The sequence below is a fragment of the Nitrobacter sp. TKz-YC01 genome, from assembly GCF_047824785.1.
Classification (GTDB): domain Bacteria; phylum Pseudomonadota; class Alphaproteobacteria; order Rhizobiales; family Xanthobacteraceae; genus Nitrobacter.
In genome coordinates this window covers 59,711-86,441 of sequence record NZ_CP181167.1, presented here as the reverse complement: position 1 = coordinate 86,441, position 26,731 = coordinate 59,711, and the positions used below count along the sequence as shown (strand labels likewise).

Below are 26,731 nucleotides of genomic sequence, written 5' to 3'. Positions count from 1 at the left end.
TTCCGGGGCGAACTCAGCCTCGGGAACCGGAATGGAATCGTTCCCATACCCCTTATATAGCCTGATCACGATTCATTAACGCTGTATATTGGGCAAATGATTTGTTTTTGCGCCGAACGGTTTGAATGGCGTCGGATATGGCAAAATCCGGGCGATATCTCCCGTTCCGGATTTGCAGATATGGCCCGCGCACTTCTTTATCGACGCCCCGCTGAACCGTCCCGGCTTCTCATCAAGTACGGATCCCAGATTTATTCCGTGCGCTTGCGAAGGCATCGCCGCGCGCGCCGCTACACCTTGCGAATCCATCCGAGCGACCGCGAAGCGATCCTGACAATGCCGCCACGGGGAACGCTCGCGGAAGCCAAGGACTTCGCGCAACGTCACGGCGGCTGGATCGCGGCGCGTCTCGGGCGTCTGCCGAAGGCGGCTCCCTTCCAGCACGGCGCGGTCATTCCGCTGCGCGGCGTCGCTCACCGGATCGTCCATCGCGCCGGCGAGCGCGGCACGGTGTGGACCGAGACGCGCGACAGCGGAGAGCGTATTCTTTGCGTCGCCGGCGAACCGGAATATCTCGACCGGCGCGTCCACGATTACCTGAAACGGCAAGCGCGGCAAGACTTGCAAAAAGCCTCGCAGCGCCATGCCGATGCACTTGGCGTCAAGGTCAGGCGTATCTCGATCCGCGACCAATCGAGCCGCTGGGGCTCATGCACGTCCTCCGGATCGCTGTCGTTCTCGTGGCGGCTCATCCTGGCGCCGCCGTTCGTGCTGGATTATCTCGCCGCGCACGAAGTCGCCCACCTCGTCGAAATGAATCATTCGCCACGATTCTGGAAGGTGGTGGCTCGCATCTGCAAGCATGTCGAGCGGGCCAAGAAGTGGCTCGACGTTGAAGGCAACGACCTCCATCGCTACGGCATTCAGGACTGATCGATTGACTTCGGTTCGCGTGAAGAAGACGCGTCAGAATATAAAGCTGGAGTCCTGCTTCTGATTCCATCAGAGGCAGAAAAGGTTTATCGCCCGCCGAACAGGCGGTCGTTCAGCCAGCCGTCCAGTCCGAGCCCGCTGGCGGGTTGCGGCCGCGCATCGGCCCGCGCCGGCTGCGGTATCGGCGGCGGCGGCGACGACCGTCCGACCGTGGGCGAAGCCGCCCGTACCGGGGCGTCGGCAGGCTGGCCGAACTGCGCGACTTCCGGCGGGAAGCCGCCCCGCTGCGCGCCGGGAATCGGCTCTGGCCGCGCACCTTGATGCGCAGTGCGCATGAAGCGGCTCCACACTTCCACCGGCAGGCTGCCTCCGGTCGCTTTGCGGGTCGGCGTGTTGTCGTCGTTGCCGAGCCAGACTCCGGTTACGAGCCGCGCCGTATAGCCGATGAACCATGCATCGCGAAAATCCTGGCTGGTTCCGGTCTTGCCCGCCGCCGTCCATCCCGGAATCTCCGCCTTGCGCGCGGTGCCGCTGACGACCGTCTGCTCCATCATCGTGTTCATCATGGCGACGGCGCGCGGATCGATCACGCGATCGGGCGCTTCCTTGCCGCGCGCATAGAGAAGCTTGTTGTTGCCCGCGGTCCGGACGCGTTCGACGACATGAGGACCCGCGGCATATCCGCCATTGGCGAACGGTGCGAAGGCGCCGACCAGTTCCAGCGGCGACACCTCCGACGTGCCCAGCGCGATCGATGCGTTGGGCTCGAGTTTGGACGTGATGCCGAGACGGTGCGCGGTCCGCACCACTTTCGCGGGGCCGACTTCCAGTCCGAGCCGGACGGCGACGGTATTGAGAGACATCGCGAGCGCCTGGGTCAGCGTGACCGCGCCGAAATATTCGTGCGTGTAATTCTCCGGCCGCCAGCCTTTGATGTCGAGCGGAGCATCCTGGCGGATCGTCTCGGGCGTCATGCCGGCCTCGATCGCCGCCAGATACACGAACGGCTTGAACGCGGAGCCGGGCTGGCGCTTCGCCATGGTCGCGCGATTGAACTGGCTGTCGGCGTAGTTGCGGCCGCCGACCATGGCGCGGATGGCCCCATCGGGCGTCATCGCCACCAATGCGCCCTGGCTGACATTGAACTTGATGCTTTTCGCAGCCAGTTCGTCGATCAGGGCGGCTTCCGCCGCGCTCTGCAGTTTGGGATCGATGGTGGTTTCGACGATGATGTTCTGATCGACCTGGCCTACCAGATCATCGAGCACGTCGCCGACCCAGTCGGCAACGTAGTTGGCGGTGCCGGCGCTCGCCGGTTTCATCGCATAAGAGGGTTTGGCTGTCGTGGCGCGCGCCTGTTGCGCCGTGATGAGATGAGCGTCGGCCATCGCGGCAAGCACGATCTTCGCGCGGGCCTCGGCGCCTTCCGGATTGCGATCCGGCGCGAGCCGCGAGGGCGACTTGACGAGACCGGCCAGCATCGCGGCCTCGGCGAGCGTGACGTTCTTCGCGGGCTTTCCAAAATACTTCTGCGCCGCCGCCTCGACGCCATACGCTCCGGACCCGAAGTAGACGCGGTTGAGGTAGAGTTCGAGAATCTGCGCCTTGGTATGCTTGCGCTCCAGCCAGAGCGCGAGTTCGACCTCCTGAAGCTTCCGCTCAAGCGTGCGCTCCTGGGTCAGGAACAGGTTCTTGGCGAGCTGCTGGGTCAGCGTCGAGCCGCCCTGCGATACGCCGCGGTGCAGCACATTGGCGACGGCTGCGCGCAGGATGCCGAGCGGATCGACGCCGTAATGCGAATGAAACCGGCGGTCCTCGATCGCGATGAACGCGTTCGGCAAATAGGGCGGCAGGTCCTTGAGCACGACGTTGCTTCCGGCCATTTCGCCGCGTGTCGCCAGCACGCTGCCGTCCGCTGCGATGATCTGAATTGTCGGCGGACGTTTTGGAATTTCCAGCGACTGGATCGGCGGCAGATGCGCTCCGATATAGATCAGCACGCCGACCACGGCGATCACCGACCACAAGGTGAGAACGGCGCTCCAATAGAACAGCCGCGAAAGACTCCCGCGTGTCCGCTTCTTCGTCCGCCCCTTGCGGCCACCTGAAGTCAGCTTGCGCGGCCCGTCACTTCGCGGAGCGGTTGCTTTCTTGCGCGGCGGGGTTCGCCTGGCCGGTTTGTCGTCGGCGATCGTAATGCGGTCGAGCGGGTTGAGGCGCAACTCCGAAAGCGAAGTCGCGAACCCGCTGAATACCGGCTCCTTGCGCCCGCCACGCTTCTTTTGTCCCCACGCCATACGCAACGCTTACGCCGACCCTGCACGCTGGAGCATGATCCCGAAAAGTGGAAACCGGTTTTCGGGCGAGATCGTGCTCCAGAAAAAAAGTGTGTCGAAATTCGCAAGTTCTTGCGGCAACCGTCGATGCGAACTTCGACATCGAGAGAGAACCTAGCGGCCGGGATTTAAGGCGCGGTTACCTGAGGGTTTACTCAAAATTAGGGTTGGAGCGCGGTGCGTCGACCCGGCTATTCCGCGGAGTTGCCGCTGGCGAGCAGGTGGACCAGCGCGCGCTTGATCGCGGCCTGCCGCGTCGGCGCGGTGATCGGGGCGCCGAGCAGGTCGGTGACGTAGAACACGTCGCGCGCTCGCTCGCCGAATGTCGCGACGTGGGCGGAGGCGATGTTGAGATTGAGCTTCGAGATCGTCGTGGTGAGCTGGAACAGAAGACCGGGGCGATCCAGCCCTGAAACCTCGATCATGGTGTGGCGGTCCGACCACTGATTGTTGATCGTGACCTTGGGTTCGACCACAAACGGCCGCAGCCTCTTGCCGCCGGCGTGGCTCGGCACCACGTCGGGCAGGCGCAACCGGCCTTCGAGCACCTGCTCGATGATCTCGGCGATGCGGGCGGCGCGCCGGCCTTCGTCCTCGTCGCGCTCGTATTCGCGGGAGATCGAGATGGTATCGAGCGCCTGCCCGTCGGTGGTGGTGTAGATCTGGGCATCGACGATGTTGGCGCCCGCCGACGCGCATGCTCCGGCGATGATCGACAGCAGCCAGGGATGATCTGCGGTAAGGATCGTCAGCTCGGTGACGCCGCGCGCCTCATCGAAGCCGACGTTGATGTTGAGCTTCCTGCCGCTTTGTTCGCTGGCGCGCAGAAAGCGCGCGTGCCTGATCTTGTGTTCCAGATCGACCTTGAGCCAGTAAGCCGGATAATGCCGGGCGATGTAGGCATCGAGTTCCTGGCCGGACCATTCGGTGAAGGCGGCGCGGAACGCGGCCTCGGCCGCCGCCATGCGCTGCGCACGGTTGACTTCGGAGAAGCCGCCGGTCAGCACGGGCTCCGTCTCGTAATAGAGAGTGCGGAGCAGCTGAGCCTTCCAGCCGTTCCAGACGCCGGGGCCGACGCCGCGAATGTCGGCTGTCGTCAGGATGGTCAGGAGCTTCATCCGTTCGACCGACTGCACCACGGCTGCGAAATTCTCGATGGTCTTGCGATCGGAGAGGTCGCGGGACTGAGCCACCTTGGACATCGTCAGATGCTGTTCGATCAGCCATGCGATCAGTTCGGTGTCGGCGGCGTTGAAGCCGAGGCGCGGGCACAATCGGCGGGCCACCTTGGCCCCCGCGATCGAATGATCCTCCGGCCGGCCCTTTGCAACGTCATGGAGCAGGGTGGTGATGTAAATGACGGGCCGGTGTTCGGGATGTATCGTGCGCATCAGTTCGCTGGCGAGAGCGACCTCGTCGTTGCCGCCGCGCTCGATGTCCTGAAGGATGCCGATGCAGCGGATCAGATGCTCGTCGACCGTGTAGTGATGGTACATGTTGAACTGCATCATCGAGACGATCTTGCCGAAGGCGCGGATGAACTGACCCAGCACCCCGGTCTCGTTCATCCGGCGCAGCACGGTCTCCGCGTCGTTCGAGGTCAGGATCTCGATGAACAGCCGGTTGGCTTCGATGTTTTCGCGAAACTGCGCGTTGATCAGCCGCCGCGACCGCGTCACCATCCGCAAGGCATCCGGATGGAAAGCCAGGTTGTTCTTCTGCGCGAGGCGGAACAAGCGGATCAGGTTGACGGGGTCGCGCTTGAAGAGATCGGGCGCTGCGAGATTGATGCGGTTATTGTCGATGAGGAAGTCGTCATTGCCCGGAACCCGCGGAGCCTCCGTGCCGGGCGGCCTCGACATCACGCGGCTGAGAACCGGCGCCGACTTGGCCTGCTGATCCTCAAGCTTCGCGCACAGAATAGCGGTGAGGTCGCCGACGTCCTTGGCGGTCAGGAAGTAGTGCTTCATGAAGCGTTCGACATCCTGCATTCCGGGATGGGACGTGTATCCGAGCCGGACCGCGATCTCGCGTTGCAGGTCGAACGACAGCCGTTCCTCGGCCCGCCCCGTCGCGAAGTGCAGGTTGCAGCGCACCGACCATAGAAAATCGGCGCAGCGGCGAAAGGTCCGATACTCGCGCACATCGAACACATTGCGCCGGAGCAGTTCGTGGCTTTCACGCACCCGGTACACATACTTCGCGATCCAGAACAGCGTGTGCAGGTCGCGCAGTCCTCCCTTGCCGTCCTTGACGTTGGGCTCGACCAGATAGCGCGATTGGCCGGCGCGGTGATGGCGTTCCTCGCGTTCGGCAAGTTTGGCGGCGACGAATTCCGAAGCCGTGCCCTGCACCACTTCGGTGTCGAAGCGGCTGATCAGTTCGTCGTAGAGCGCCCGGTCGCCGGTGAGAAAGCGGGCTTCCAGAATTCCGGTGCGGACCGTCATGTCGCGCCGCGCCTGCCGGATCGACTCATTGACCGACCGCGTCGCGTGACCGACGTTCAGGCTCATGTCCCACAGGCAATACAGGATGGCTTCGGCGACCTGTTCGCCCCACGCCGTCTGCTTGTAGGGCAGGATGAACAGCAGATCGATATCCGACTCCGGCGCCATCAGTCCGCGCCCGTAGCCGCCGGTCGCCACCACGGCCATGCGCTCGCCATCGGACGGGATGGGGGAGTGATAGAGATGACGGGTCGCGGCCGAAAACGATAGGCGGATGATTTCGTCCTGGACGAAGCAAAGCCATTCGGCGCAGTGCCGCCCGTGGCGGTCGCGCAGGAGCTTGGCCTGCGCCGCGTCGCGCACTTTGGCGAGTTCGGCCTTCAACAGCCTGGACACGGCGGAACGGAAAGCGTCCTCGTGCCCGGCATGTTTCTCGGCCAGCGCATCGATGTCACCGATGATCCGGACGGTATCGAAACCGGCGCCGGCCGCCGTCGCGTCTTTTGTCGTTGGAAGGACCATTGCTATTCGGATAGCGGAGGCCGTGCGCGCTGTCACCGCAGTTTGTGAACAGCATGCGACGGATCCCGTCAAACGGTTGAGTTGAAATGTCTTTTAGTCCTTAGTCCGAATCGCCGGTATTATCTTCCAGGAAGCGCGGACATTCCGGGTGTTGCAGCACAGCGCCAGCGCGCACGTAGAATCCGAATTTCCAGGGGTTTCGATCCCCCATCTCCAACCCCAGATAGAGCGGCATGACCTCACATATACCCGATCCTGCCGCGTCGCATGATCCTCCCGTGCGCGCGCCGTCGTCCGTTCCGGTCGATGACGCCGTGATTCCGTTCGAGGTGGGCGCGCTGGACCTGCGCGGACGACTGACCCGGCTCGGGCCGGCGCTCGATGAACTGCTGGCTCGGCACGACTATCCCGCGCCGGTCGCCAAGCTGCTCGGCGAGGCGATCGTGCTGACGACGCTGCTCGGCTCCTCGCTCAAGTTCGAGGGCCGGTTCATCCTGCAGACCCAGACCGACGGACCGGTCTCGTTCCTGATCGTCGATTTTCGGGCGCCGGCCCGGCTGCGGGCCTATGCGCGGTTCGACGAGACCCGGCTCGGCGATGCTTCCGACTCTGGCGCGCTGCTGGGCCGCGGCCATCTTGCGATGACCATCGATCAAGGTCCGGACATGAGCCGCTATCAGGGGCTTGTGGCGCTGGAAGGCGGCAGCCTCGAAGATGCGGCGCATGAATATTTCCTGCGCTCCGAACAGATTCCGACACGGGTCCGGCTCGCGGTCGGCGAGGAATGGCGCAGGGAGGGGGATGGGCCGAAGCGTGGCTGGCGAGGCGGCGGCATGCTGCTGCAATTCCTGCCCAAGGCGCCGGAACGCGCCCGTCAGGCCGATCTTCATCCCGGAGATGCCCCCGACGGCGAAGCCGTGCATTCGGTGACCGAGGATGATGCCTGGGTCGAGGGTCAGTCGCTGATCGGCACCGTCGAGGATCTGGAACTGATCGATCCCGACCTGTCCGGCGAACGCCTGCTTTATCGCCTGTTCCATGAGCGCGGCGTCACGGTGTTTTCGTCGCAGGCGCTGCACGCGCGGTGTTCATGCTCGCGCGGCGCCGTAGAGGCCATGCTGAAGAGTTTTGCGTTGGAAGACCGCTCAAGCATGGTGCAGGATGGCAAGGTCGCCGTGACCTGCGAGTTCTGCAATTCGGTGTACGAGTTCACCCCGGGGGAAGCCGGCGTGGAGTAGGGCTCCGATCCGGGCACGACCGGCCTTGATGCCGCTCAGTTCAGCACGCGCTTGCTGTCGGGGCTGTCGAGCGAGAACGTCGGAACGTCTATTTCGAAGGGCTCGCCGCTTCGAATCGAGATCATCTGGTAACGGCCGCTCATGAAGCCGGTCGCGGTCGGTAGCGGAACGCCGCTCGTGTATTCGAAGCGTTCCCCGGGCGCCAGCACCGGCTGCTCGCCGACCACGCCCTCGCCCCGGACTTCCTGCTTTCGCCCGGAGGCGTCGGTGATGATCCAGTGCCGGGTGCGCAACTGCACGGTATCGGGGCCGGCATTGATGATAACCACCGTATAGGACCAGAAGAAATGGCCTCGCTCGGCGGACGATCTCTCCGGCATGAAATTCGGTTCGACGGTAACTTCGATATGGCGGGTAACGGCTCGGTACATCGCAAACTCTCTAGAACCTTTCGCTTCTGATGGAATCAGAAACGAGGCTCTATGATCTTGATTTAACGCGTTTTCTTCACGCGAACCGGTGTCCACTTCGCTCGAAAACGCTATAGTATCGGGGCGATCATAGCCAAAACTGGCGCATGAACCAGCCCCACTTCGACCGTGATCGTGCGCCAGCCTGGTTCCGCACGAAGATCCCGGCGACAATATTGCTTTTTTGTCACGGTTAGCGTGAAGCTGCTTTCCCGTAAATCCATCTCAATCGCGCAGGTGATCGAGATGTCGTATCGAAACCGACCGTATGCCGCCAGTTATCGATCAGGTGGTCGGGGTCCGCACCAAAGCGAGCCCCGCGAGCGTCAAGCGCGATGCGCCGGTCGTTATGATTCCGACCCCGCCGCGCGAACGCGAATTGCGGCTCGATCTGTTGCGCGGATTCGCCTTATGGCTGATCTTCATCGATCATCTGCCGCAGAACCTCCTGACCTGGCTCACCATCCGCAATTACGGCTTCAGTGACGCCACCGAGATTTTCATCTTCATCTCGGGCTATACCGCCGCCCTCGTTTACGGACGCGCCATGCGCGAGCGCGGATTTATCGTCGCCACCGCGCGCATTCTCAGGCGCGTTTGGCAAATCTATGTCGCGCACATCGTTCTGTTCACGATTTTCCTTGCCGAGATTTCCTACGTCGCGAGCAGCTCCGAGAACCCGCTTTACACCGAGGAGATGGGCATCCTCGATTTTCTCAAACAGCCCGACGTCACCATCGTGCAGGCGCTGTTGCTGAAATTCCGGCCCGTCAACATGGACGTGCTGCCGCTCTACGTCGCGTTGATGCTGTTTTTTCCGCTGGTGCTGCTGGTGCTGCAGCGTAGCGCCGGACTGGCCCTGGCGCTGTCGGCCGGTCTTTATGGGCTCACCTGGAGCTTCGGCCTGGCGCTGCCCGCCTATCCCAACGGGGTGTGGTTCTTCAATCCGTTCGCCTGGCAGCTGCTGTTCGTGTTCGGCGCGTGGTGCGCGCTCGGCGGCGCGAAGCGCATGTCGCGCATTCTGTCCTCGCCGGCCACGCTTTCGATCTGCGCCGCCTACCTGCTGTTCGCCTTCTACACGACACTGACCTGGCATGTGCCGCAGCTCAATCATTTCATGCCGCACATCGCTGAACAGTGGATGTATCCGATCGACAAGACCAACCTCGACGTGCTGCGCTTCATGCACTTCCTGGCGCTCGCCGTGCTGACCGTCCGATTCCTGCCGAAGCACTGGCCGGGACTGGCGTCGCGGTGGTTGCGGCCGCTGATCCTGTGCGGCCAGCATTCGCTGCAGATCTTCTGCATCGGGGTCTTTCTGGCCTTCGCCGGGCAATTCATCCTCGCGGAGTATTCCGGCGGCGCCTTGGTCCACTTCTTGATCAGCGTTTGCGGAATCCTGATCATGTGCGCGGCCGCCTGGGTGTTTTCATGGTACAAGGGAGTTGCCGGCAAGGGCGGAAGCCGGGCCAAATCCGCCGACGGCGACGCGGATCTTGCGGGAGGAGGAGCATGAGGACCGGCTTGGCGTCGGCCTTGATCGTGCTGGCCGCTTCATCGGCCGGCGTCTCCGGATGCGCTGATCAACCCAAGAGCTGCGATGTACCCGCCTATCTGCTGACCAGCGACAGTACGCTGTCCCGCGTTGCATCAGTCGTCAAGGCAGGCGGCCCGCTCAACATACTCGTGGTGGGCAGCCGTTCCTCGACGATTTCCGGAGCCGAGGGCGAGGCTTATCCGGTGAAATTGCAGGCTGCCCTTCGTGAGAAACTGCCGGGCATCCCCGTTAACGTGTCGGTGGAACTGACACCGCGCAAGACCGCCGGCGATGTCACCCCCGGTCTCGGCAAGCTCGTGGCGGCAAGACAGCCCACCCTGGTGGTGTGGCAGACGGGCATCGTCGACGCCATCCGGTCCGTTGACATCGACGGGTTTCGCGAGGCCCTCGACGAAGGCGTGACCGCGCTGCGGAACGCCGGGGCGGACGTCGTGCTGATGAACATGCAGTACAGTCCGCGCACGGAAACCATGGTCTCGATGAACGCCTACATCGACAACATGCGCCTGGTCGCACAGCAGCGCGACGTGCCGGTGTTCGATCGCTTTGCGATCATGACCCGGTGGAACGAGCGCGGCGAGTTCGATCTGTTCAGCCCGGTGCATGGTGCGAGCCTAGCCAAACGCGTTCACAGTTGTCTCGGCCGCGCCTTGTCGACCTTCCTGATCAACACCGCTCGCATCAACTCCGCCGAACCGGAGGCCCGACGCCAATGATGATCGACAGCCGCATCTTCAGAACCGCCGGCCCGGTTGCGCTGGCGCTCATGCTGGCGGGCGCGCCGGCCGCCTCGCGCGTGGTCGCGCAAACGGCGTCCGCCGGCACCGGCATGCCAGCGACGAGCCCGTCCGGAAAGGTGGCCGACAAGGCGGCGGCAATTGCTGCCCCCGCCCGCGACATCCTCAACCGCGTCCCCTGTCTGCCGCCGAAGGGCCTATCGCAGTCGACCGGGGCGCTGCCGCATGTGGCGGCCAAGCTTGCAGCCCACAAGGCGGTTGTCATCGTCGCCTTTGGTTCGTCGTCGACGCAAGGTCACGGCGCGACGTCGCCCGAATTCAATTATCCGAACCGGCTGGCGGCCCGGTTGCACCGCAAATATCCGGCCGCGGCCATCACGGTGCTCAATCGCGGCAAGGGCGGCGAGGACGCCCCCGAGATGATAAAGCGGCTGCGGACGGAAGTGATCGATGCCAAGCCGGACATGGTGATCTGGCAGGTCGGGACAAACGCGGTGCTGCGCAATCTCGATCCCGCGAGCACGGTGAAAATCGTCGAAGACGGCGTCGCGACCATTCAGGCCTCCGGCGCCGATCTGGTGCTGGTCGATCCGCAATACGCGCCGGCCGTCAATGCCAGGGGCGAGACCGCCGGCAGAATGGTCCGTCTGCTGAACAAGGTGGCGCATTACAGGCATGTCGGGATTTTCCCGCGCTTTGAGGTCATGCGCGACTGGCACGACCGGCAGTCGCTGCCGTTCGACACCTTTGTTACCAAGGATGGTCTTCACATGAACGACTGGGGCTATGCCTGTTTCGCCCAGTTGCTCGGCGATGACATCATCAAGTCGGTGGATCAGGTTCAGGCAGGCGTCAGGCCATCGGCGGCCGCGACGGTCAACCGGCCGCTGTGAGATTGTCCCCCTCCCGCAAGGGGAGAGGGACAAAGCCTCACGCCTTTTCCAGCGCGGCGAGGAGATCCTCGATCAGGTCGTCCTTGTGTTCGAGGCCGACCGAATAGCGGATGAAGCTTTCGCCGATGCCGAGCCCGGCGCGGATCTCCGGGGCGAGCCGCTGGTGGGTGGTGGTCGCCGGATGGGTGACGAGACTTTTGGCGTCGCCGAGGTTGTTGGAGATGCGCGCGATCTTCAGCGCGTTGAGACAGCGGAACGCGGCCGCCTTGCCGCCCTTGACCTCGAAGCCGATCAGCGTCGATCCGGCGCGCATCTGCTTCTTCACCAGCGTCGCCTGCGGATGGTCCGGCCGGCCTGGATAGACGAGGCGGGACACCTTCGGGTGCGATGCCAGCACCTCCGCGATCGCCGCGGCGCTCTCGGTCTGCTGGCGCACGCGCACGCCGAGCGTCTCCAGTCCCTTCAGCAGGATCCAGGCGTTGAACGGCGAGATCGACGGCCCGGTCTGGCGTATGAAGGTCTGGAGGTGCTCCTGGACGAAAGCGTTCGACGACAGGATGACGCCGCCGAGCGTCCGCCCCTGGCCGTCGATGTGCTTGGTGGCCGAATACACCACGACGTCGGCGCCGAGCGCCAGCGGGCTTTGCCAGATCGGGGTCGCGAACACGTTGTCGACGATCAGCCGCGCGCCGGCCTGATGCGCGATTTCGGCGATGCCGCTGATGTCGAGCACGTCGAGCGTCGGATTGGTCGGGCTTTCGATGAAGCAGGTTTTCGTGTTCGCACGCATGGCCTTGCGCCATTGATCCAGATCGAGGCCGTCGACCAGCGTGGACTCGATGCCGTAGCGCGGCAGCAGGTCTTCGACCACATAGCGGCAGGAGCCGAACAAGGCCTTTGCCGCCACCACATGATCGCCGGCCTTCAGCGGCGCGAGTATCGCGGTGGTCACCGCGGCCATGCCGGTTGCGAGCGCCCGCGCGGTTTCCGCGCCTTCGAGCGCAGCCATGCGCTGCTCGAACATCGCGACGGTGGGATTGGAATAGCGCGAATAGATGAAACCGGGATCGTCGCCCTTGAACCGCGCCTCGCACTGCTCGGCAGTGTCGTAGACGTAGCCTTGAGTGAGGAACAGGGCTTCCGAGGTCTCGGCGAACTGCGAGCGCAGCGTGCCGGAATGAACCAGCCGGGTTTCAGGGTGATAGCGGGGGGCGGACTTGGTCTCGGACATATGATCTCCTGCATGACCGCCGTGGAAAGCGGTCACAAAAAACCGGCCTGGGAAATTCCACAAGCCGGGATCGCATTGTCCCCGGCCTGTTTAGCGACTTGTTTAACGTGGCTGCAAGCCGGCCGGCTCAAATCACCACGGAGCACGTCATGCCTAGTCCCGCGTCTCCCGTCAAGCCAATCAATTGACGTTCTTTGCAATTTGGATGTCCGCGCCCGAACCCGGCCTCTGGCCGACGAACGGAATCAGAAGGGGATCTCAACTTTTTCTCCACGCAAACCGGTATCCACTTCGTTCGAAAACGCTGTAAAAGTCTTTGCTCCTGTTTTTGGGTCAGTATCGCTCAGGCCGTAAAGACGACATCGTGCCATTCACGCTCCCGCCCGACGCCAACGGCATTCTGCCCGACCGCATGATCGCGGCGATGGCCGATGCCGGCCTGATCCTGCCGGAATATCCGTTTGTCGAGAGTCAGATCCAGCCGGCAAGCCTCGATCTGCGGCTCGGCGCGACCGCCTACCGGGTGCGCGCCAGTTTTCTGCCGGGGCCGGACGCGACAGTCGCTGAACGCATCGACGAATTGAAGCTGCACGAAATCGATCTTTCCGACGGCGCGGTGCTGGAAACCAACTGCGTTTACATCGTGCCGTTGCTGGAGAGCCTGGCTCTTCCGCCCGAAATCGTCGCCGCCGCCAATCCGAAAAGCTCGACAGGCCGCCTCGACGTGTTCACGCGCGTCATCGCCGACGGCACCCGGAGTTTCGACATGATCGGCGCCGGCTATCACGGCCCGCTCTATGCCGAGATCAGCCCCAGGACATTTCCGGTGCTGCTGCGCGAGGGCTCGCGGCTGTCGCAGGTCCGCTTCCGCACCGGCGACGCCGTTCTCGACGCCGACGAACTCGACGCCCTGCATGCGAGCGAGCGGCTCGTCGATAGCGACGACACCGATTTCGTCAACGGCGTGGCGCTTAGCGTCGATCTGTCGGGCGAGCAGGCCCGCGGCTTCGTCGGCTATCGCGCCAAGCGCCATACCGGCGTGATCGACGTCGATCGCCGCGGTGGCTACGCGGTCGGCGAGTTCTGGGAGCCGATCGCGGCGCGGCCGGACGCCAGCCTGATCCTCGATCCCGGCGAGTTCTATATCCTCGCCTCGAAGGAAGCGGTGCAGGTGCCGCCGGACTACGCCGCGGAAATGGTGCCGTTCGATCCACTGGTCGGCGAATTCCGTGTGCACTATGCCGGCTTCTTCGATCCCGGCTTCGGCTATGTCGGCGCCGGCGGAGAGGGTTCGCGCGCGGTGCTGGAAGTGCGCTCGCGCGAGGTGCCGTTCATTCTCGAGCATGGCCAGATCGTCGGCCGCCTGGTCTATGAGAAGATGCTGGCGCGGCCCGGCGCGATGTATGGCCAGCGCATCGGCTCCAACTACCAGGCCCAGGGCCTCAAGCTGTCGAAGCATTTTCGGCTGTAGGATCGTAACGGTCCGCTGCGCGTTTCGTCAGAGGCAAAGCTTTAGATTTTCGTTTGACGCGTTTTGTTCACGCGAACCGGCTTCCACGTCGCTTGAAACGCTATGGCCCCAGCTTTCGATCGAGCATGATCTTTTCCGAAAACCGGCTTCCACTTTTCGGGATCATGCTCTAGCATGAGCGAAGTCGATGGGGATGGAGTCCCCCGATAACCGCCGCAAGGCTGATGACTCCTACCGGGCGCTTTCGCGTCGGTAGGAGCTGTTTCCTCCCCGCTGCGCCCGAGAAAGGGCGCTGATGATCAAGCCTCTGAATCCGCTGTCAGTCTGCCTGAGAGACGACGATGATGGCTGGCGCGCGACCGGTCAACCACAGGCAGGGCAAAAGCATTGAAGTGGACATTCATCCTGGCCGTCGCGGCCGGCGGGGCGCTGGGATCGGTGGCCCGCTATCTCGTCGGCATCGGCTTCGGCAAATGGCTGGGGCCGAAGTTTCCATGGGGGACGCTGTTCATCAATGTCACGGGATCGCTTCTGATCGGAATATTCGCCGGCCTGTTCGCCGTCCGGTGGAGTTTGCCTCAAGCCGCGCGCATCTTCCTTGTTGTCGGAATCTGTGGCGGCTACACCACGTTCTCCACTTTCTCGCTCGATACGTTCTATCTGATCGAGCGCGGCGAAATGGCGTCGGCCGCCGCCTACATGATCGCTTCCGTCGTGTTATCCGTTGGCGCGTTGATCGCGGGCATCCAGATCGTGCGGGTGATTTAGAGTCCTTCACCGCTTCATGAGGCGTTTCGTCCGCTCGACCATCTTGGCGGCGCGGCCAGTGTCAGCTACATCAGGGGACGGCAAGCCGACAGGCGGGCGTAGTTCAATGGTAGAACGGCAGCTTCCCAAGCTGCATACGAGGGTTCGATTCCCTTCGCCCGCTCCAGATTTCAGCAGACGCCTCTTTATTTCAGTATTCGTTACCGAAAACCGGGTCCATTCCGTGGGGAGTGGTCCACGCGGAACGGATTGTCGACGCTCAGCCTGCTTTTCCAGGCATTTTTGCTTTTGATTTTTCAGAGACGCTGTGGACGTTTTTTGGTGTCCTGAGCTTTTTCCCGACTCCGGAGCCGGTCAGGCTTCCCGCGTCCTGAATCGTTAATGCCGCCCGCGGGAGCGGCATCATTTTGTCTTTCTTAAAGAAACCTGTCGCCGTTCTCGCACTGCAACAAAGGCGGGAAAGCGCCGGCGGCTGCCTCACGGCCGGGGCCTCGACGATCGCCAGACTATTGAAAAAGCTGAATAAAAATCAGATCCGGCTGCGGCGAGCCATTTGAGGCCGGTTCTTGCGACGCAGGCCGGCGCCCGGCCGCGATGGTTAAAGAATTAACCTCGTTTTAACCGATTCCATTCATGATCAGGTTACCAAGGTTTCGCCCGCGAGTCGGAGCCTCGGTGTTCTTGGATCTAACTCCTGGGGAGGATCAATGTTTTTCTTCAAAAAGTGGTCGATCGCGAAAGAAGATGCTGCGAAAACCGCGGCAATCCGAAAATCGCAAGCCGTCATCGAGCTAGGGCTTGATGGAACGGTCATCACGGCTAACGAGAACTACCTCAGCATATTCGGCTATACGCTGGCGAATGTTCGAGGCCAGCACCATAGCATGTTTGTAGAGGCGGACGAGCGGTCCGGCGCCGGATATCGCGACTTCTGGGCCAGGCTGAACAAGGGTGAGACCCAATCGGCCGAATTCAAACGTATCGACAGGCACGGCGACGAGGTCTGGGTTCAGGCTTCCTACATTCCGGTGCTGGATTCGAGGGGGAACCCGAAAAAAGTCATCGCGCTGGCGGCTGATATCACCGCGAAGAAGATCACGGAGCTGGCGAATGCGGGTCAGGTCTCCGCCATCGAGCGCGCGCAGGCCGTGGTCGAGTTCAACCTCGACGGCACGATCATTACCGCGAACAAGAACTTCCTCAATGTGATGGGCTACACCCTCGGTGAAATGCAGGGGAAGCATGACCGGGTATTCGTGGAGTCATCGGAGCGGGCCGGCGACGCCTATCGCGACTTCTGGGCCAGGCTCAATCTCGGTGAGCCTCAATCGGTGGAATGCAAGCGGATCAACAGAGCCGGGAATGAAGTGTGGCTGCTGGCGACCTTCAACCCGATCGCGGACGAGAGCGGCAAGCCTTTCAAGATCGTCGCGTTCGCGACGGATGTCACCAGGCAGAGGGTGAAGTCGGCTGATCTCGAAGGCCAGATCACGGCTATCGGAAAGTCGCAGGCGGTCGTCGAACTCGGCATGGATGGCAAGATCCTGACCGCGAACGACAACTTCCTGAAAACGCTTGGTTACTCGCTGCTCAAGGAAGTCCAGGGCAGGCACCACAACATGCTGGTGGAAGCCTCCGAGCGGACCAGCACCGCCTATCGCGACTTCTGGGCCAGGCTCAATCGCGGCGAGGCTCAGTCGGCCGAGTACAAGCGTATCGGCAAGGACGGCAAGCTGGTCTGGCTGCAGGCTTCCTACAATCCGGTTCTGGATTCGAAGGGCAAGCCCGTAAAGGTGGTTGAGATCGCGACCGATATCACCGCCAGGAAGCTCAAGGCCCTGGAGAACGAGGGTCAGCTCGCCGCCCTCGAACGCGCCCAGGCGATCGCGTCGTTCAGGCCGGACGGCACCATTATCGCCGCCAACGACAAGTACCTGAAGGCGATGGGTTACACCCTCGGCGAAGTCAGCGGCAAGCATGACGGAATGTTCGTCGAGTCTTCGGAACGTTCCGGTTCCGCCTATCGTGACTTCTGGACCAGGCTCAATCGCGGCGAGGCACAGTCGGCCGAGTACAAGCGTATCGCCAAGGACGGCAGCGAAGTCCGGATCCGGGCCTCGTACATCCCGGTCCTCGATGCCCAAGGCAAGACGACCAAGGTTGTCCAATACGCCACGGTGATCGAATCGGCCGCCGCCGCCAGCGAAGAAATGAGTGCCTCCGTCCAGGAAGCGCCCGTGTCGATGGCTGAGAAGGCCGACGAGCAGAGCTTGAGCATGAACCGGCTGGAAAACCGTCGCAAGACCGTCAAGGCTGGTCCGTCGCCCTTCGCTCAGTTCCTGACGAACCTTCGTGGGGGATTCAGCGCCGCGGTGGCGTCCTCGACGAGAGCTGTCGCCAACTTCCTGTGACGATCTAGTCACGTTACTCAGGGAACGACGGGTTTGATGGTCGATGATTTGGGGATGACCTCGAACCCGTCGTGACGATCACAGAACGACCCGAAAGGGACGCAACCGGCGCAAAAGGGCAGATCGGCCCCCGCATAGGATCAAGGCCGATCACAGCTGGAAGGCGCCTAACTCGCAAGTTATGTCACGGTCAGGGTTAAGCTGATGCCGATGCGAACGACGCCCGTAACGGGCGTCGTTTGGCTTTTGGGAAAAGGTGAACCAGAGCCTCGCTTCTGATAGAATCAGAAGCGAGGCTCTATGATTTTGATTTGACGCGTTTTCTTCACGCGAACCGGTGTTCATCCTCGGGTCAAGCCCGAGGACACGCTTCGCTTGAAAACGCTCTAACGTCGCGCGACATCGTCCGGGGGCTGGCATGGGCCGGAAAATCGTTCTGCTGTCCGACGGCACCGGAAATTCCGCGGCGAAGGTCTGGCGCACCAATGTCTGGCGCACGTTCGAGGCGCTCGATCTGTCGGGATCGGATCAGGTCGCGTTCTACGACGACGGCGTGGGCACCTCGTCGTTCAAGCCGCTGGCCATGCTCGGCGGCGCCTTCGGCTTCGGGCTGAAACGCAACGTCATCGACATCTACAAGTTCGCCTGCCGCAACTGGCGCGACGATAGCGACGAGATCTTCGGTTTCGGCTTCAGCCGGGGCGCCTTCACCATTCGCGTGGTGATGGGATTGATCCTCAATCAGGGACTGATCGCCGCCACCGAGAAAGAGCTGGACCGCAAGGCGCATGCCGCCTATCGCGCCTATCGCCGCGAACGCTATCATACGGTCTGGCGCATCGAGCATCTGTTCCGGACCCTGCGCGATCTGGTGCGGCGCGACGATTACGACAAGGCGGACAATCGCGTGATCCAGCGCATCCGCTTCATCGGCGTGTGGGATACGGTCGCCGCCTACGGGCTGCCGATCGACGAGATGACGCGGGGGATCAGCCGCTTCATCTGGCCGCTGCAATTTCCCGACCACAGGCTCGATCTGACGCGGGTGACGCGGGCCTGCCAGGCGCTGTCGATCGACGAGGAGCGGACCACGTTCCATCCCGAAATGTGGGATGAGTGCGGCGCGCGGTCCGCCTCGCCGCGGAGGGACGGCGAGCGCTATCTCGCCGACGAGCAGGTGAGTCAGGTCTGGTTTCCCGGCGTTCACTCCAACGTCGGCGGCGGCTATCCGGACGATTCGCTGGCCTATATCCCGCTGGTCTGGATGCTGCGGGAGGCGGAGGCCTGCGGCTTGCGCTTCAAGTCGGATCAGGGGACTCCGCCGGCTGATCCCGACACCTTCAAGCATGCCATCGTCAACTGCGACAAGGACGGCCGGCTCTATGATCCGCGCAGGGGTCTCGGCGGCTACTATCGTTACGGCCCGCGCAAGCTCGAGCTTCTCTCCAACTATACTTACGCGAAGCGGGACGTGGTGTCGGTGGCGCGGCCGAAGATTCACGAGAGCGCCCTGTGCCGTATCGCAAGCCGTGCCCACGCCTATGCCCCGATGGGGCTTCCGGCGGTTTATGATGTCGCGACTTACGACGGGCGGATCGTCACGCCCGACGCGTTCGGGCTTGAGACCTCGGGCGAGGCGGCGACGCGCGCCGAGGCGCAGGAGCACGTCTGGAACGAGGTTTGGAAGCGGCGCATCGTCTACTTCCTCACCGTCGGGGTTTCGCTCTGGCTCGTGCTCTACCCGCTGTTGCGCAAGCTGCCGGCCAGGGACGAGTATCTCAGCCCGTTCCGCTGGATCTCGGACATCATCCGCCTGGTCGGCAGCTTCCTGCCGGGATTCGCGCAGACCTGGATCGACGGCTACGCCCGCAGCCCGGTGCAGTTTTCACTTCTGTTCGCCGCCGTGATCGTGCTGATCGCCTGGAGCGGGCGGCTTGCGGCCGGCATCTCGGATACGATGGGCGCGATCTGGCGGCGCGCCCCGTCCGCGCCCGTCACGCGCCCGGAAAACTGGATTTACCGTCTTCGCACCAGCCGTATCTATGTCGCCTTTCACGACTGGCTGAAGCGGCGCGGCGCGCCGGCGTTCTTCGCGCTCCTGTTTGTCTATCTCGGCGTCACGCTGACGAGCCATCTCCTTTACAATGTTCAGGACATCGCGGGCTTCACCTGCCGGGAGAACCCGGACACGAAAAGGCTGGCGCGCGGCGAGGACGCCAGCGCGACCTTCGCGACGTCCGGCCTTTGCAACAACACCGGCATTTTCGTCGAGGGCAACGGCGCGCGCTATCTGGTCAGGGTGGAAACCACCGAGCCGTTCCGTGACGGCGGCATTGCGTCCCCGCTCGGCGGTTTTTACTCGACCGATGCGCCGGACTGGCATCAGCAGCTTGCGCTGGTGCTCGGCGTTCCCCTGCGCCGCGAGCTGACGCGGCCGTGGTTTCGTCTGGTGCTGCGCTATGGCGCGGTCGGCGGCGAAGAAGTGTTTCTCGATCCAGATCCGGAAGACGGCACCATCGAGGCGGTGATCCGGCCGACGCGCAGCGGCGAGCTGCTCGTGTTCGTCAACGATGCGGTGCTGGGCGTTCCCGGGCTCTACGACACATTCTATCGCAACAATGAAGGCGCCGCCAAACTCATCGTGAAGCGCAGATGAAGCGGCCCGGTCCGAAGGCTTGAACAGCCAGGGGTCCGAGCGACCGGCCGGTTCAGAACTCCCCCACCGCCGCGAGAATCCGCGCGATGTCCTGCGGACGCGACAGCCGGTGATCGCCGTCCCTGATCATGGTCAGCACCACGTCATCGCTCGGCAGCCGTTCGGTCAGCGCGAAGGCATGCCGCCACGGTACGTCCGGATCCTGCGCGCCCTGCAGGATGCGCACCGGGCAGCCGGTCGAGATGCTGCCGCCAAGCAGCAGATGGTTGCGCCCGTCCTCGATCAGCTTGCGCGTGATCGGGTAGGGATCGCCGTAGTCGGACGGCCGCAGCCAGACGCCGTGCGTTTCGAGGGCGTGTCTGGCTTCCGGCGAAAACGCCTTCCACATCAGTTCCTCGGTGAAGTCGGGCGCCGGCGCGATCAGCGCCAGGCCGGAGAGCGTGGCGCGGGAGGGTGCCCTTTTCGCCACCGCGCGCGCCAGCAGGAGCGCGATCCAACCGCCCATTGACGAGCCGATAACCACCTGCGGTCCCTCGCAAAAGGCATCGAACACCGCGAGGCTTTCCTCGAGCCAGCGGCTGATGGTGCCGTCGGTGAACGCGCCGCCGCTTTCCCCGTGGCCGGAATAGTCGAATCGAACACAGGCCCGGCCGTGCTCGGCGGCCCACGCATCAAGCGCGAGCGCCTTGGTGCCCGCCATGTCGGACCTGAAGCCGCCGAGCCAGAACAGGCCCGCCGCCTCGCCTCGTCTCGCCCGCACCGCGATCCGGCGCGAGGCGTCACCGCCGCCGACTTCGATGAACTGTGCTGTCGTCTCGCTCGTCATGGTGTCCGCCTCGTCTTGCATTATATCTCACGGCTTGGGCCGTGTGCGGAACAAGCAGCGGGCTCCCGGGTTCTGAACGAAGCTGGGCCGGCGTGACGAAAATACCTCGCGCTTGATCGTTTTGCCCCGAGCTTAATCCCGGCGCTTGCCCGGAGCCGCTTATTCCTTCAAAGTAGACGCTTCCGCCACCACATTGGAGAGCCACCCATTCGCCGTCCCAACAGAGCGCCAATGCCCGTCGCGAAAGACGGACCGCGCACCAACGATGAAATCCGCAATGCCCAGGTTCAACTGATCGACCAGGAAGGTATCAATAAAGGTACCGTGGAAACGATCGCCGCGATCAAGATGGCCATGGAAGCAGGCATGGACCTCGTGGAGATCGCGCCGAACAGCAGTCCTCCCGTCTGCAAGATCATGGACTACGGGAAGTACAAGTTTCAGGCCCAGAAGAAAGCCGCCGAGGCCCGCAAGCGCCAGAAGATCGTCGAGATCAAGGAGATCAAGCTCCGCCCGATGATCGATGATCACGACTACAACGTGAAGATGAAGGCGATGCAGCGGTTCTTCGAGGAGGGCGACAAGGTGAAGATCACCTTGCGCTATCGCGGCCGCGAGATGGCTCACCAGGAGATCGGCACCAAGCTGCTCGACAAGGTGAAGGCCGATGTTTCCGCCTACGCCAAGGTCGAGCAGGACGCCAGGTTCGAGGGCCGCCAGGTCGTCATGGTGCTGGCGCCGCGCTGACTCCCGTTCGCGGTTCGAATTGAAATCGGCCCGTCAGGCATCTGGCGGGCCGATTTCGACTGGAGCGTTTTCAAGCGAAGCATGTCCTCGGGCTTGACCCGAGGATGGACACCGGTTCGCGTGAAGAAAGCGCGTCAAAAACATGGAGTCCCGCTTCTGTGTCTATCAGAAGCGGAAAGGTTCTGAAGCGGCGGCCGGTCAAATGGAATCAGCGCCGCCGCTCCAGTTAATTGATTGAGCATCGGATTTATCCCGAAACCGGTTCCCACTTTCGGGTCCGATGCTCCAGGAGCAGCGATGGTTCTTTCGCTATAGCGTTGCCAATCGGCAAAACCTCTGCCATAAGCCCAGTCTTCGCCGCCCGGCTGATCAAGGGCTGCCGTGGCGACGATCGTGCAGGGATTTCTTTTCAGGAAATGCCGGGCACTTTCAACGCTCTGAAGCATGGTTCCGAAGGGTGAAAACCGTTTCGGGTAAGATCATGCCCAATAACGAGCATTTTTCAGCCAGCGGGCCGCCCTCAGGGGCGGGTTTCGTCGTGGCGACAGGAGAGCCAAATGCCCAAGCTGAAGACCAAATCGGGCGCGAAAAAGCGCTTCAAGATCACGGCCACCGGGAAGGTCAAGCACGCCCAGCGCGGCAAGCGCCACGGCATGATCAAGCGGACCAAGAAGCAGATTCGTCAGCTCCGCGGCACCCGCGTTCTGTTCAAGACCGACGGCGACAACATCAAGAAATACTTCTTGCCCAACGCCTGACGTCCGCTCGCCGCCCGAGTGCGGCATCCCGTATTTAACCCGTTGATTTTGAGAGGAGTTCAGTCATGGCTCGCGTCAAGCGCGGTGTGACGGCTCACGCCAAGCACAAGAAAGTCTACAAGGTCACCAAGGGGTTTTCCGGCCGCCGGAAGAACACCATCCGCGCCGCCAAGGCCGCCGCCGACAAGGCCGGCCAGTACGCCTTCCGCGACCGCAAGCGCAAGAAGCGCACCTTCCGCGCGCTGTGGATCCAGCGCCTCAACGCCGCCGTTCGGCCGTTCGGCATGACCTACAGCCGCTTCATCGACGGGTTGTCGAAGTCGGGCATCACGGTCGACCGCAAGGTGCTGTCGGATCTCGCCATCAACGAGCCGGCCGCGTTCCAGGCGATCGCCGAGAAGGCCAAGGCCGCGCTCGCGGCCTGATCGTTGTTGCCCGGCCGGCGATCGATCCCTGACATTTTGATGATGTCGTCATGGCCGGGCATAGCCGGGCGAAGAACGGCGTCGCTTCGCTCGCCTATGGTCCCGGCCATCCACGTCTATTGATCGTGGATGCGCCGCAAGACGTGGATGCCCGGATCAGGTCCGGGCATGACGCTGTGCAGGTGGTGGCGCTTCATGTCCGATCTCGACACTCTCCAATCCAAAATCCTTGCCGATATCGCGAGCGCCTCCGACGAAGCCGCGCTGGAGGCGGTGCGCGTCGCGGCGCTCGGCAAGAAAGGCTCGATCTCGGCGCTGCTCTCCACTCTCGGCAAAATGGCGCCGGACGAGCGCAAGACCGAAGGCGCGAAGATCAACCTCGCCAAGGACGCGGTGATGCGGGCGCTGGCCGCGCGCCGCGAGGTGCTGAAATCCGCCGCGCTCGATGCGCGTCTTGCGTCGGAAACCATCGACGTCACGCTTTCCTTGCGCGAGACGCCCGCGGAAGCCGGCCGCATCCATCCGCTGAGCCAGGTGTGGGACGAGGTCACCACGATCTTCGCCGACATGGGGTTCGCGGTCGCCGAGGGTCCCGATATCGAGACCGATGACTACAATTTCACGCGGCTGAATTTCCCCGAAGGCCATCCGGCGCGGGAGATGCACGACACCTTCTACTTCAATCCGAAAGACGACGGCTCGCGCCTCCTGCTCCGCACTCACACCTCGCCGGTGCAGGTGCGCACCATGCTGAGCCAACAGCCGCCGATCCGTGTCATCTGCCCCGGCCGCACCTATCGCAGCGACAGTGACCAGACCCACACGCCGATGTTTCATCAGGTCGAGGGCCTGGTGATCGACAAGTCGTCGCATCTCGGCCACCTCAAATGGATCCTGCACGAGTTCTGCAAGGCGTTCTTCGAGGTCGATAACGTCAACATGCGTTTCCGGCCCTCGTTCTTCCCGTTCACCGAGCCGTCTCTGGAAGTCGATATCCAGTGCCGCCGCGACAAGAACGAAATTCGCTTCGGCGAGGGCGAGGACTGGCTGGAGATTCTCGGCTGCGGCATGGTGCATCCGAACGTGCTGAAGCTGTGCGGCATCGACCCCGAGGTCTATCAGGGCTTCGCCTGGGGCATGGGCATCGACCGCATCGCCATGCTGAAATACGGCATCGCCGATCTGCGGCAGTTGTTCGAGGGCGACGTGCGCTGGCTCACGCATTACGGCTTCAAGCCGCTCGAAATCCCGACGCTGGCGGGGGGATTGTCGATCCAATGACAAAACAAGTACACCCATGGACGTCAGAAAAACTGGCAGCCAAAAGCAAGAAAGAAGTCGAAGTTATTCGCGAGAACGCTCTTAAAAAGGGCGTGAATGATCTAGTGGAAATGTGCGATCTCGATCTCGCGGCACGAAAGCCAATACGAAATCCTCGCGTTGCAGCTACGGGGTCAGCGCATTCAAGCGGCGATTTTGTCGAAGGATATCACTTCGTTTGTCAGCGAGACCGCGGCGTTACCGACCATGGAAATGGACAATTTTGGACTGGCTCATGGGTGGTTGCTGAGGACAATGTCCAAAAGAGCGTGAAGTACAAATCCTACTTGGCCCTACACGAATCAAAGTCTGATCTGTCTTATCGTCAAGGCAGAGTGTTGGATTATCGCCGTTCAGCTCGCGATATGCTTGCCGACAAAAACGATAGCGAGACAAAGGTCGAAGAGGGAATTGAGTTCTTAGTTCAAGAAGACTCGACTCCTTATGCTTGGCAGGGCGGCGGCGCCGGTGAGAAGGGCTACAAGTGGTCAAAGATCTCGGCAGTGAAGTCTGGTGCTCTTGAAGACGGGGCAGAGCCATGAAATTCACTCTCTCCTGGCTGAAAGAGCATCTCGACACCGACGAGCCGCTGGAAAAACTCGCCGACAAGCTCACCATGATCGGGCTCGAGGTCGAGCACATCGCGGACAAGTCGAAGACGTTCGCGCCCTTCACCATCGCGCGGGTGGTCTCCGCCGTGCAGCATCCGAACGCCGATCGTCTCAGGGTCTGCATGGTCGATACCGGCGAGACCAGCGACAAGGGCGAGCCGGCTTACATCCAGGTGGTGTGCGGCGCGCCGAACGCGCGCGAGGGCCTGATCAGCGTGTTCGCGCCGCCTGGCACCCACATTCCGGGAAAGAACGTCACGCTTGGCGTCGGAACCATCCGCGGCGTCGAGAGCCGCGGCATGCTGTGCTCGGCGGCCGAGCTTGAGATCTCCGACGACCACGACGGCATCATCGAACTGCCCGCCGATGCGCCGGTCGGCGCGGGCTATGCGGAATGGGCCGGGCTTGGCGATCCCGTAATCGAGATCAACCTGACGCCGAACCGGCAGGACTGCACCGGCGTGCACGGCATCGCGCGCGACCTGTCCGCCGCCGACATGGGCCGCTTCAAGGATCCGACCATCAAGCCGGTCATCGGCGAATTCCCCTGTCCGGTGAAAGTCACGGTGGAGGACGCTTCGCTATGCCCCGGCTTCGCGCTGAGAATGGTGCGCGGGGTGAAGAACGGCCCGTCGCCGGACTGGCTGCAAAAGCGCCTAACCTCAATCGGCCTGCGTCCGATCAATGCGCTGGTCGACATCACCAACTTCATGACCTACGACCGCGCCCGCCCGCTGCATGTGTTCGACGCTAAAAAAGTGCATGGCGATCTCACGATCCGCCGCGCCCGCGAGGGTGAGACGCTGCTGGCGCTCGACGGCCGAATTTATACGCTCGATCCGAACGTCTGTGTCATCGCCGACGACAAGGGCGTCGAATCGCTTGCCGGCATCATGGGCGGCGAGGAAACCGGCTGCGACGAGACCACCACCGACGTGCTGATCGAATCGGCGCTGTGGAGCGAGATCAATATCGCGCAGACCGGTCGCAGGCTCGGCATCAATTCGGACGCACGCTATCGTTTCGAGCGCGGCGTCGATCCCGCCTTCATGGTGCCGGGGCTTGAGATGGCGACGCAACTCGTCATGGAGCTTTGCGGCGGCGCGCCGTCGGAGACGGTTGTTGCCGGGCAGGCGCTGCCCGACGACAGGGTGATCGACTTCCCCTTGAGCGAGATCAAGCGGCTCGCGGCCATCGACGTGCCCCTGGTGGAAGTGCGGCGCATTCTCGGCCATCTGGGTTTCATGGTGGCCGGCAGCGGCCCGGTGGTGAAGGTCGCCATTCCCACCTGGCGGACCGACGTTCAGGGCAAGGCCGACCTCGTCGAGGAGATCGTGCGCATCGTCGGCGTCGACAAGGTGCCGATGACGCCGTTCGATCGCGGCGAGGCTCCGCGCAAACCCGTGCTGACGCCGATTCAGTCGCGGACGCGCAAGGCACGGCGCGCGCTGGCGGCGCGCGGCATGGTCGAGGCCGTCAACTGGTCGTTCATCGCAAAGCCGCAGGCCGAGCTGTTCGGCGGCGGCTCGAGCGAACTGGCGCTGGCTAACCCTATCGCGTCCGATCTCTCCGACATGCGGCCGAGCCTGCTGCCGGGACTCGTCGCGATCGCGCAGGCCAATGCCGACCGCGGTCTTGCCGATGTCGCGCTGTTCGAGGTCGGGCAGATTTTCAGAGGCGACGGCCCGCGGGATCAGTTCATGGCCGCAGCGGGGCTTCGCCGCGGCATCGCCTCGTCGGCGGGCCTCGGACGGCACTGGTCGGGCTCCGCCACGGCCAACGCGCTGGATGCGAAAGCCGATGCGCTCGCCGTGCTGGCTGCCGCCGGCGCGCCGGTCGCGGCCTTGCAGATCGCAACCAGCCATGAATCGAAGAATTTTCCCGCATGGCTGCATCCGGGGCGCTCCGCCGCGATCCAGATCGGCCCCCAGAACGTGCTCGGCTATTTCGGCGAGCTGCATCCTCGCGTGCTGGAAGAGCTGAAGGCCGAGGGTCCGCTGCTCGGATTCGAGGTGATTCTCGACCGCATCCCGGAGGCGAAGCAGAAGCCGACGCGCGCCAAACCGGTGCTGGAATTGCCTGCGTTCCAGCCGGTGTCGCGCGACTTCGCCTTCATCGTCGATCGCGCCGTGAAAGCGGCCGATATCGTGCGCGCGGCGCAGAACGTGGACAGGAAGCTCGTCTCCGGTGTCACCGTTTTCGATGTCTATGAAGGCAAGGGCATCGACGCGGACAAGAAATCGGTCGCCATCGCGGTGAGGCTGCAACCTCGGGACAAGACGCTCACCGATCAGGAGATCGACGCGGTGGCGGCGAAGGTCGTCGCCGAAGTCGCGAAAAGAACCGGCGGCAGCTTGCGCGGATAGAGCATGA

22 protein-coding genes, 1 tRNA gene and 2 riboswitches are annotated in these 26,731 nt (G+C 62.9%); of the genes, 16 read left to right on the top strand and 7 right to left on the bottom strand.

Features of this window, described 5'->3' with window-relative positions; all coding sequences use genetic code 11:
- Positions 1 to 96: 96 nt before the first annotated feature.
- Positions 97 to 933, top strand: coding sequence for a M48 family metallopeptidase (locus ACMYR2_RS00365; protein WP_416193468.1), 837 nt, complete (start codon positions 97 to 99; stop codon positions 931 to 933).
- 86 nt (positions 934 to 1,019) lie between these two features.
- Here the strand turns inward: ACMYR2_RS00365 and ACMYR2_RS00360 are convergent, their stop codons facing one another.
- Positions 1,020 to 3,230: a penicillin-binding protein 1A gene (locus ACMYR2_RS00360; RefSeq protein ID WP_347263765.1), complete on the bottom strand. Its 2,211-nt coding sequence runs from the start codon at positions 3,228 to 3,230 to the stop codon at positions 1,020 to 1,022.
- A 230-nt stretch (positions 3,231 to 3,460) separates the two neighbouring features.
- Positions 3,461 to 6,238 (bottom strand): [protein-PII] uridylyltransferase, encoded by a 2,778-nt coding sequence (locus ACMYR2_RS00355; protein WP_416193467.1) that lies wholly within the window; start codon positions 6,236 to 6,238, stop codon positions 3,461 to 3,463.
- A gap of 233 nt (positions 6,239 to 6,471) precedes the next feature.
- On the opposite strand from ACMYR2_RS00355, the gene ACMYR2_RS00350 reads away from it, so the two are divergent.
- Positions 6,472 to 7,476 (top strand): Hsp33 family molecular chaperone, encoded by a 1,005-nt coding sequence (locus ACMYR2_RS00350; RefSeq protein ID WP_347263758.1) that lies wholly within the window; start codon positions 6,472 to 6,474, stop codon positions 7,474 to 7,476.
- A 35-nt stretch (positions 7,477 to 7,511) separates the two neighbouring features.
- Here ACMYR2_RS00350 and apaG read toward each other — a convergent pair whose 3' ends face one another.
- A complete protein-coding gene (gene apaG / locus ACMYR2_RS00345) occupies positions 7,512 to 7,907 on the bottom strand; it encodes a Co2+/Mg2+ efflux protein ApaG (RefSeq protein ID WP_141383370.1) in 396 nt (131 codons plus the stop codon).
- A gap of 307 nt (positions 7,908 to 8,214) precedes the next feature.
- Between apaG and ACMYR2_RS00340 the strand changes: the two genes are divergently transcribed.
- The 3 genes from ACMYR2_RS00340 to ACMYR2_RS00330 are packed head-to-tail and all read left to right on the top strand — an operon-like array spanning position 8,215 to position 11,134.
- Positions 8,215 to 9,462, top strand: a complete 1,248-nt coding sequence (locus ACMYR2_RS00340; protein WP_416193466.1) for an OpgC family protein — start codon at positions 8,215 to 8,217, stop codon at positions 9,460 to 9,462.
- Complete coding sequence (locus ACMYR2_RS00335; RefSeq protein WP_347263759.1) at positions 9,459 to 10,220, top strand: SGNH/GDSL hydrolase family protein; 762 nt, start codon at positions 9,459 to 9,461, stop codon at positions 10,218 to 10,220. Before ACMYR2_RS00340 ends, ACMYR2_RS00335 begins: the two co-directional genes overlap by 4 nt.
- Positions 10,217 to 11,134 carry an SGNH/GDSL hydrolase family protein gene (locus ACMYR2_RS00330; protein WP_347263760.1) on the top strand — a complete coding sequence of 306 codons (918 nt, stop codon included), beginning with the start codon at positions 10,217 to 10,219 and terminating at the stop codon, positions 11,132 to 11,134. Before ACMYR2_RS00335 ends, ACMYR2_RS00330 begins: the two co-directional genes overlap by 4 nt.
- Positions 11,135 to 11,171: 37 nt before the next feature.
- Here the strand turns inward: ACMYR2_RS00330 and ACMYR2_RS00325 are convergent, their stop codons facing one another.
- Positions 11,172 to 12,365, bottom strand: a complete 1,194-nt coding sequence (locus ACMYR2_RS00325) for an O-succinylhomoserine sulfhydrylase (protein ID WP_347263761.1) — start codon at positions 12,363 to 12,365, stop codon at positions 11,172 to 11,174.
- 69 nt (positions 12,366 to 12,434) lie between these two features.
- A riboswitch (SAM riboswitch) is annotated at positions 12,435 to 12,514 on the bottom strand.
- A 215-nt stretch (positions 12,515 to 12,729) separates the two neighbouring features.
- Between ACMYR2_RS00325 and ACMYR2_RS00320 the strand changes: the two genes are divergently transcribed.
- The 3 genes from ACMYR2_RS00320 to ACMYR2_RS00310 all read left to right on the top strand — a co-directional run bounded on the left by ACMYR2_RS00320 (position 12,730) and on the right by ACMYR2_RS00310 (position 14,770).
- Positions 12,730 to 13,836: a 2'-deoxycytidine 5'-triphosphate deaminase gene (locus tag ACMYR2_RS00320; protein ID WP_347263762.1), complete on the top strand. Its 1,107-nt coding sequence runs from the start codon at positions 12,730 to 12,732 to the stop codon at positions 13,834 to 13,836.
- Positions 13,837 to 14,016: 180 nt separating this feature from the next.
- Positions 14,017 to 14,077, top strand: a riboswitch (Fluoride riboswitch).
- A 146-nt stretch (positions 14,078 to 14,223) separates the two neighbouring features.
- Entirely contained in the window at positions 14,224 to 14,604 is a 381-nt protein-coding gene (crcB, locus tag ACMYR2_RS00315; protein WP_347263763.1) for a fluoride efflux transporter CrcB, read from the top strand.
- Positions 14,605 to 14,696: 92 nt separating this feature from the next.
- A tRNA-Gly gene (locus ACMYR2_RS00310) sits at positions 14,697 to 14,770 on the top strand.
- A 93-nt stretch (positions 14,771 to 14,863) separates the two neighbouring features.
- On the opposite strand, the gene ACMYR2_RS00305 is transcribed toward ACMYR2_RS00310, so the two are convergent.
- Complete coding sequence (locus ACMYR2_RS00305; RefSeq protein ID WP_347264061.1) at positions 14,864 to 15,010, bottom strand: hypothetical protein; 147 nt, start codon at positions 15,008 to 15,010, stop codon at positions 14,864 to 14,866.
- A 301-nt stretch (positions 15,011 to 15,311) separates the two neighbouring features.
- On the opposite strand from ACMYR2_RS00305, the gene ACMYR2_RS00300 reads away from it, so the two are divergent.
- Positions 15,312 to 17,015 carry a PAS domain-containing protein gene (locus tag ACMYR2_RS00300; protein WP_347264062.1) on the top strand — a complete coding sequence of 568 codons (1,704 nt, stop codon included), beginning with the start codon at positions 15,312 to 15,314 and terminating at the stop codon, positions 17,013 to 17,015.
- Positions 17,016 to 17,433: 418 nt separating this feature from the next.
- A complete protein-coding gene (locus tag ACMYR2_RS00295; protein WP_416193465.1) occupies positions 17,434 to 19,671 on the top strand; it encodes a DUF2235 domain-containing protein in 2,238 nt (745 codons plus the stop codon).
- A gap of 52 nt (positions 19,672 to 19,723) precedes the next feature.
- Here the strand turns inward: ACMYR2_RS00295 and ACMYR2_RS00290 are convergent, their stop codons facing one another.
- The gene (locus ACMYR2_RS00290) at positions 19,724 to 20,497 is read right to left on the bottom strand and encodes an alpha/beta hydrolase (protein WP_347264064.1); all 774 of its coding nucleotides are present in this window, start codon (positions 20,495 to 20,497) and stop codon (positions 19,724 to 19,726) included.
- A gap of 207 nt (positions 20,498 to 20,704) precedes the next feature.
- Between ACMYR2_RS00290 and infC the strand changes: the two genes are divergently transcribed.
- Positions 20,705 to 21,244, top strand: a complete 540-nt coding sequence (gene infC / locus ACMYR2_RS00285) for a translation initiation factor IF-3 (protein WP_347264077.1) — start codon at positions 20,705 to 20,707, stop codon at positions 21,242 to 21,244.
- 134 nt (positions 21,245 to 21,378) lie between these two features.
- Here the strand turns inward: infC and ACMYR2_RS00280 are convergent, their stop codons facing one another.
- The gene (locus ACMYR2_RS00280; protein ID WP_416193464.1) at positions 21,379 to 21,690 is read right to left on the bottom strand and encodes a hypothetical protein; all 312 of its coding nucleotides are present in this window, start codon (positions 21,688 to 21,690) and stop codon (positions 21,379 to 21,381) included.
- A 111-nt stretch (positions 21,691 to 21,801) separates the two neighbouring features.
- On the opposite strand from ACMYR2_RS00280, the gene rpmI reads away from it, so the two are divergent.
- The 5 genes from rpmI (at position 21,802) to pheT (ending at position 26,724) form a co-directional block, all read left to right on the top strand.
- Positions 21,802 to 22,002 carry a 50S ribosomal protein L35 gene (gene rpmI / locus ACMYR2_RS00275; RefSeq protein ID WP_009796600.1) on the top strand — a complete coding sequence of 67 codons (201 nt, stop codon included), beginning with the start codon at positions 21,802 to 21,804 and terminating at the stop codon, positions 22,000 to 22,002.
- Positions 22,003 to 22,067: 65 nt separating this feature from the next.
- The gene (rplT, locus tag ACMYR2_RS00270) at positions 22,068 to 22,427 is read left to right on the top strand and encodes a 50S ribosomal protein L20 (protein WP_009796601.1); all 360 of its coding nucleotides are present in this window, start codon (positions 22,068 to 22,070) and stop codon (positions 22,425 to 22,427) included.
- 195 nt (positions 22,428 to 22,622) lie between these two features.
- Positions 22,623 to 23,708, top strand: a complete 1,086-nt coding sequence (pheS, locus tag ACMYR2_RS00265) for a phenylalanine--tRNA ligase subunit alpha (protein ID WP_416194137.1) — start codon at positions 22,623 to 22,625, stop codon at positions 23,706 to 23,708.
- Entirely contained in the window at positions 23,705 to 24,289 is a 585-nt protein-coding gene (locus ACMYR2_RS00260) for a hypothetical protein (RefSeq protein WP_347264066.1), read from the top strand. The genes pheS and ACMYR2_RS00260 overlap by 4 nt, the downstream gene beginning before the upstream one ends.
- Positions 24,286 to 26,724 carry a phenylalanine--tRNA ligase subunit beta gene (pheT, locus tag ACMYR2_RS00255; protein WP_347264067.1) on the top strand — a complete coding sequence of 813 codons (2,439 nt, stop codon included), beginning with the start codon at positions 24,286 to 24,288 and terminating at the stop codon, positions 26,722 to 26,724. Before ACMYR2_RS00260 ends, pheT begins: the two co-directional genes overlap by 4 nt.
- The last annotated feature ends 7 nt before the right edge of the window (positions 26,725 to 26,731 follow it).

Bases quoted from the DNA above. Each gene is read 5' to 3' on its own strand.
- ACMYR2_RS00365 (WP_416193468.1), top strand. From the start codon at position 97: ATGATTTGTTTTTGCGCCGAACGGTTTGAATGGCGTCGGATATGGCAA.
- ACMYR2_RS00360 (WP_347263765.1), bottom strand. From the start codon at position 3,230: ATGGCGTGGGGACAAAAGAAGCGTGGCGGGCGCAAGGAGCCGGTATTC.
- ACMYR2_RS00355 (WP_416193467.1), bottom strand. From the start codon at position 6,238: ATGGTCCTTCCAACGACAAAAGACGCGACGGCGGCCGGCGCCGGTTTC.
- ACMYR2_RS00350 (WP_347263758.1), top strand. From the start codon at position 6,472: ATGACCTCACATATACCCGATCCTGCCGCGTCGCATGATCCTCCCGTG.
- apaG (WP_141383370.1), bottom strand. From the start codon at position 7,907: ATGTACCGAGCCGTTACCCGCCATATCGAAGTTACCGTCGAACCGAAT.
- ACMYR2_RS00340 (WP_416193466.1), top strand. From the start codon at position 8,215: ATGCCGCCAGTTATCGATCAGGTGGTCGGGGTCCGCACCAAAGCGAGC.
- ACMYR2_RS00335 (WP_347263759.1), top strand. From the start codon at position 9,459: ATGAGGACCGGCTTGGCGTCGGCCTTGATCGTGCTGGCCGCTTCATCG.
- ACMYR2_RS00330 (WP_347263760.1), top strand. From the start codon at position 10,217: ATGATGATCGACAGCCGCATCTTCAGAACCGCCGGCCCGGTTGCGCTG.
- ACMYR2_RS00325 (WP_347263761.1), bottom strand. From the start codon at position 12,365: ATGTCCGAGACCAAGTCCGCCCCCCGCTATCACCCTGAAACCCGGCTG.
- ACMYR2_RS00305 (WP_347264061.1), bottom strand. From the start codon at position 15,010: ATGATGCCGCTCCCGCGGGCGGCATTAACGATTCAGGACGCGGGAAGC.
- ACMYR2_RS00300 (WP_347264062.1), top strand. From the start codon at position 15,312: ATGTTTTTCTTCAAAAAGTGGTCGATCGCGAAAGAAGATGCTGCGAAA.
- ACMYR2_RS00295 (WP_416193465.1), top strand. From the start codon at position 17,434: ATGGGCCGGAAAATCGTTCTGCTGTCCGACGGCACCGGAAATTCCGCG.
- ACMYR2_RS00290 (WP_347264064.1), bottom strand. From the start codon at position 20,497: ATGACGAGCGAGACGACAGCACAGTTCATCGAAGTCGGCGGCGGTGAC.
- ACMYR2_RS00280 (WP_416193464.1), bottom strand. From the start codon at position 21,690: ATGCTTCAGAGCGTTGAAAGTGCCCGGCATTTCCTGAAAAGAAATCCC.
- rpmI (WP_009796600.1), top strand. From the start codon at position 21,802: ATGCCCAAGCTGAAGACCAAATCGGGCGCGAAAAAGCGCTTCAAGATC.
- rplT (WP_009796601.1), top strand. From the start codon at position 22,068: ATGGCTCGCGTCAAGCGCGGTGTGACGGCTCACGCCAAGCACAAGAAA.
- pheS (WP_416194137.1), top strand. From the start codon at position 22,623: ATGTCCGATCTCGACACTCTCCAATCCAAAATCCTTGCCGATATCGCG.
- ACMYR2_RS00260 (WP_347264066.1), top strand. From the start codon at position 23,705: ATGACAAAACAAGTACACCCATGGACGTCAGAAAAACTGGCAGCCAAA.
- pheT (WP_347264067.1), top strand. From the start codon at position 24,286: ATGAAATTCACTCTCTCCTGGCTGAAAGAGCATCTCGACACCGACGAG.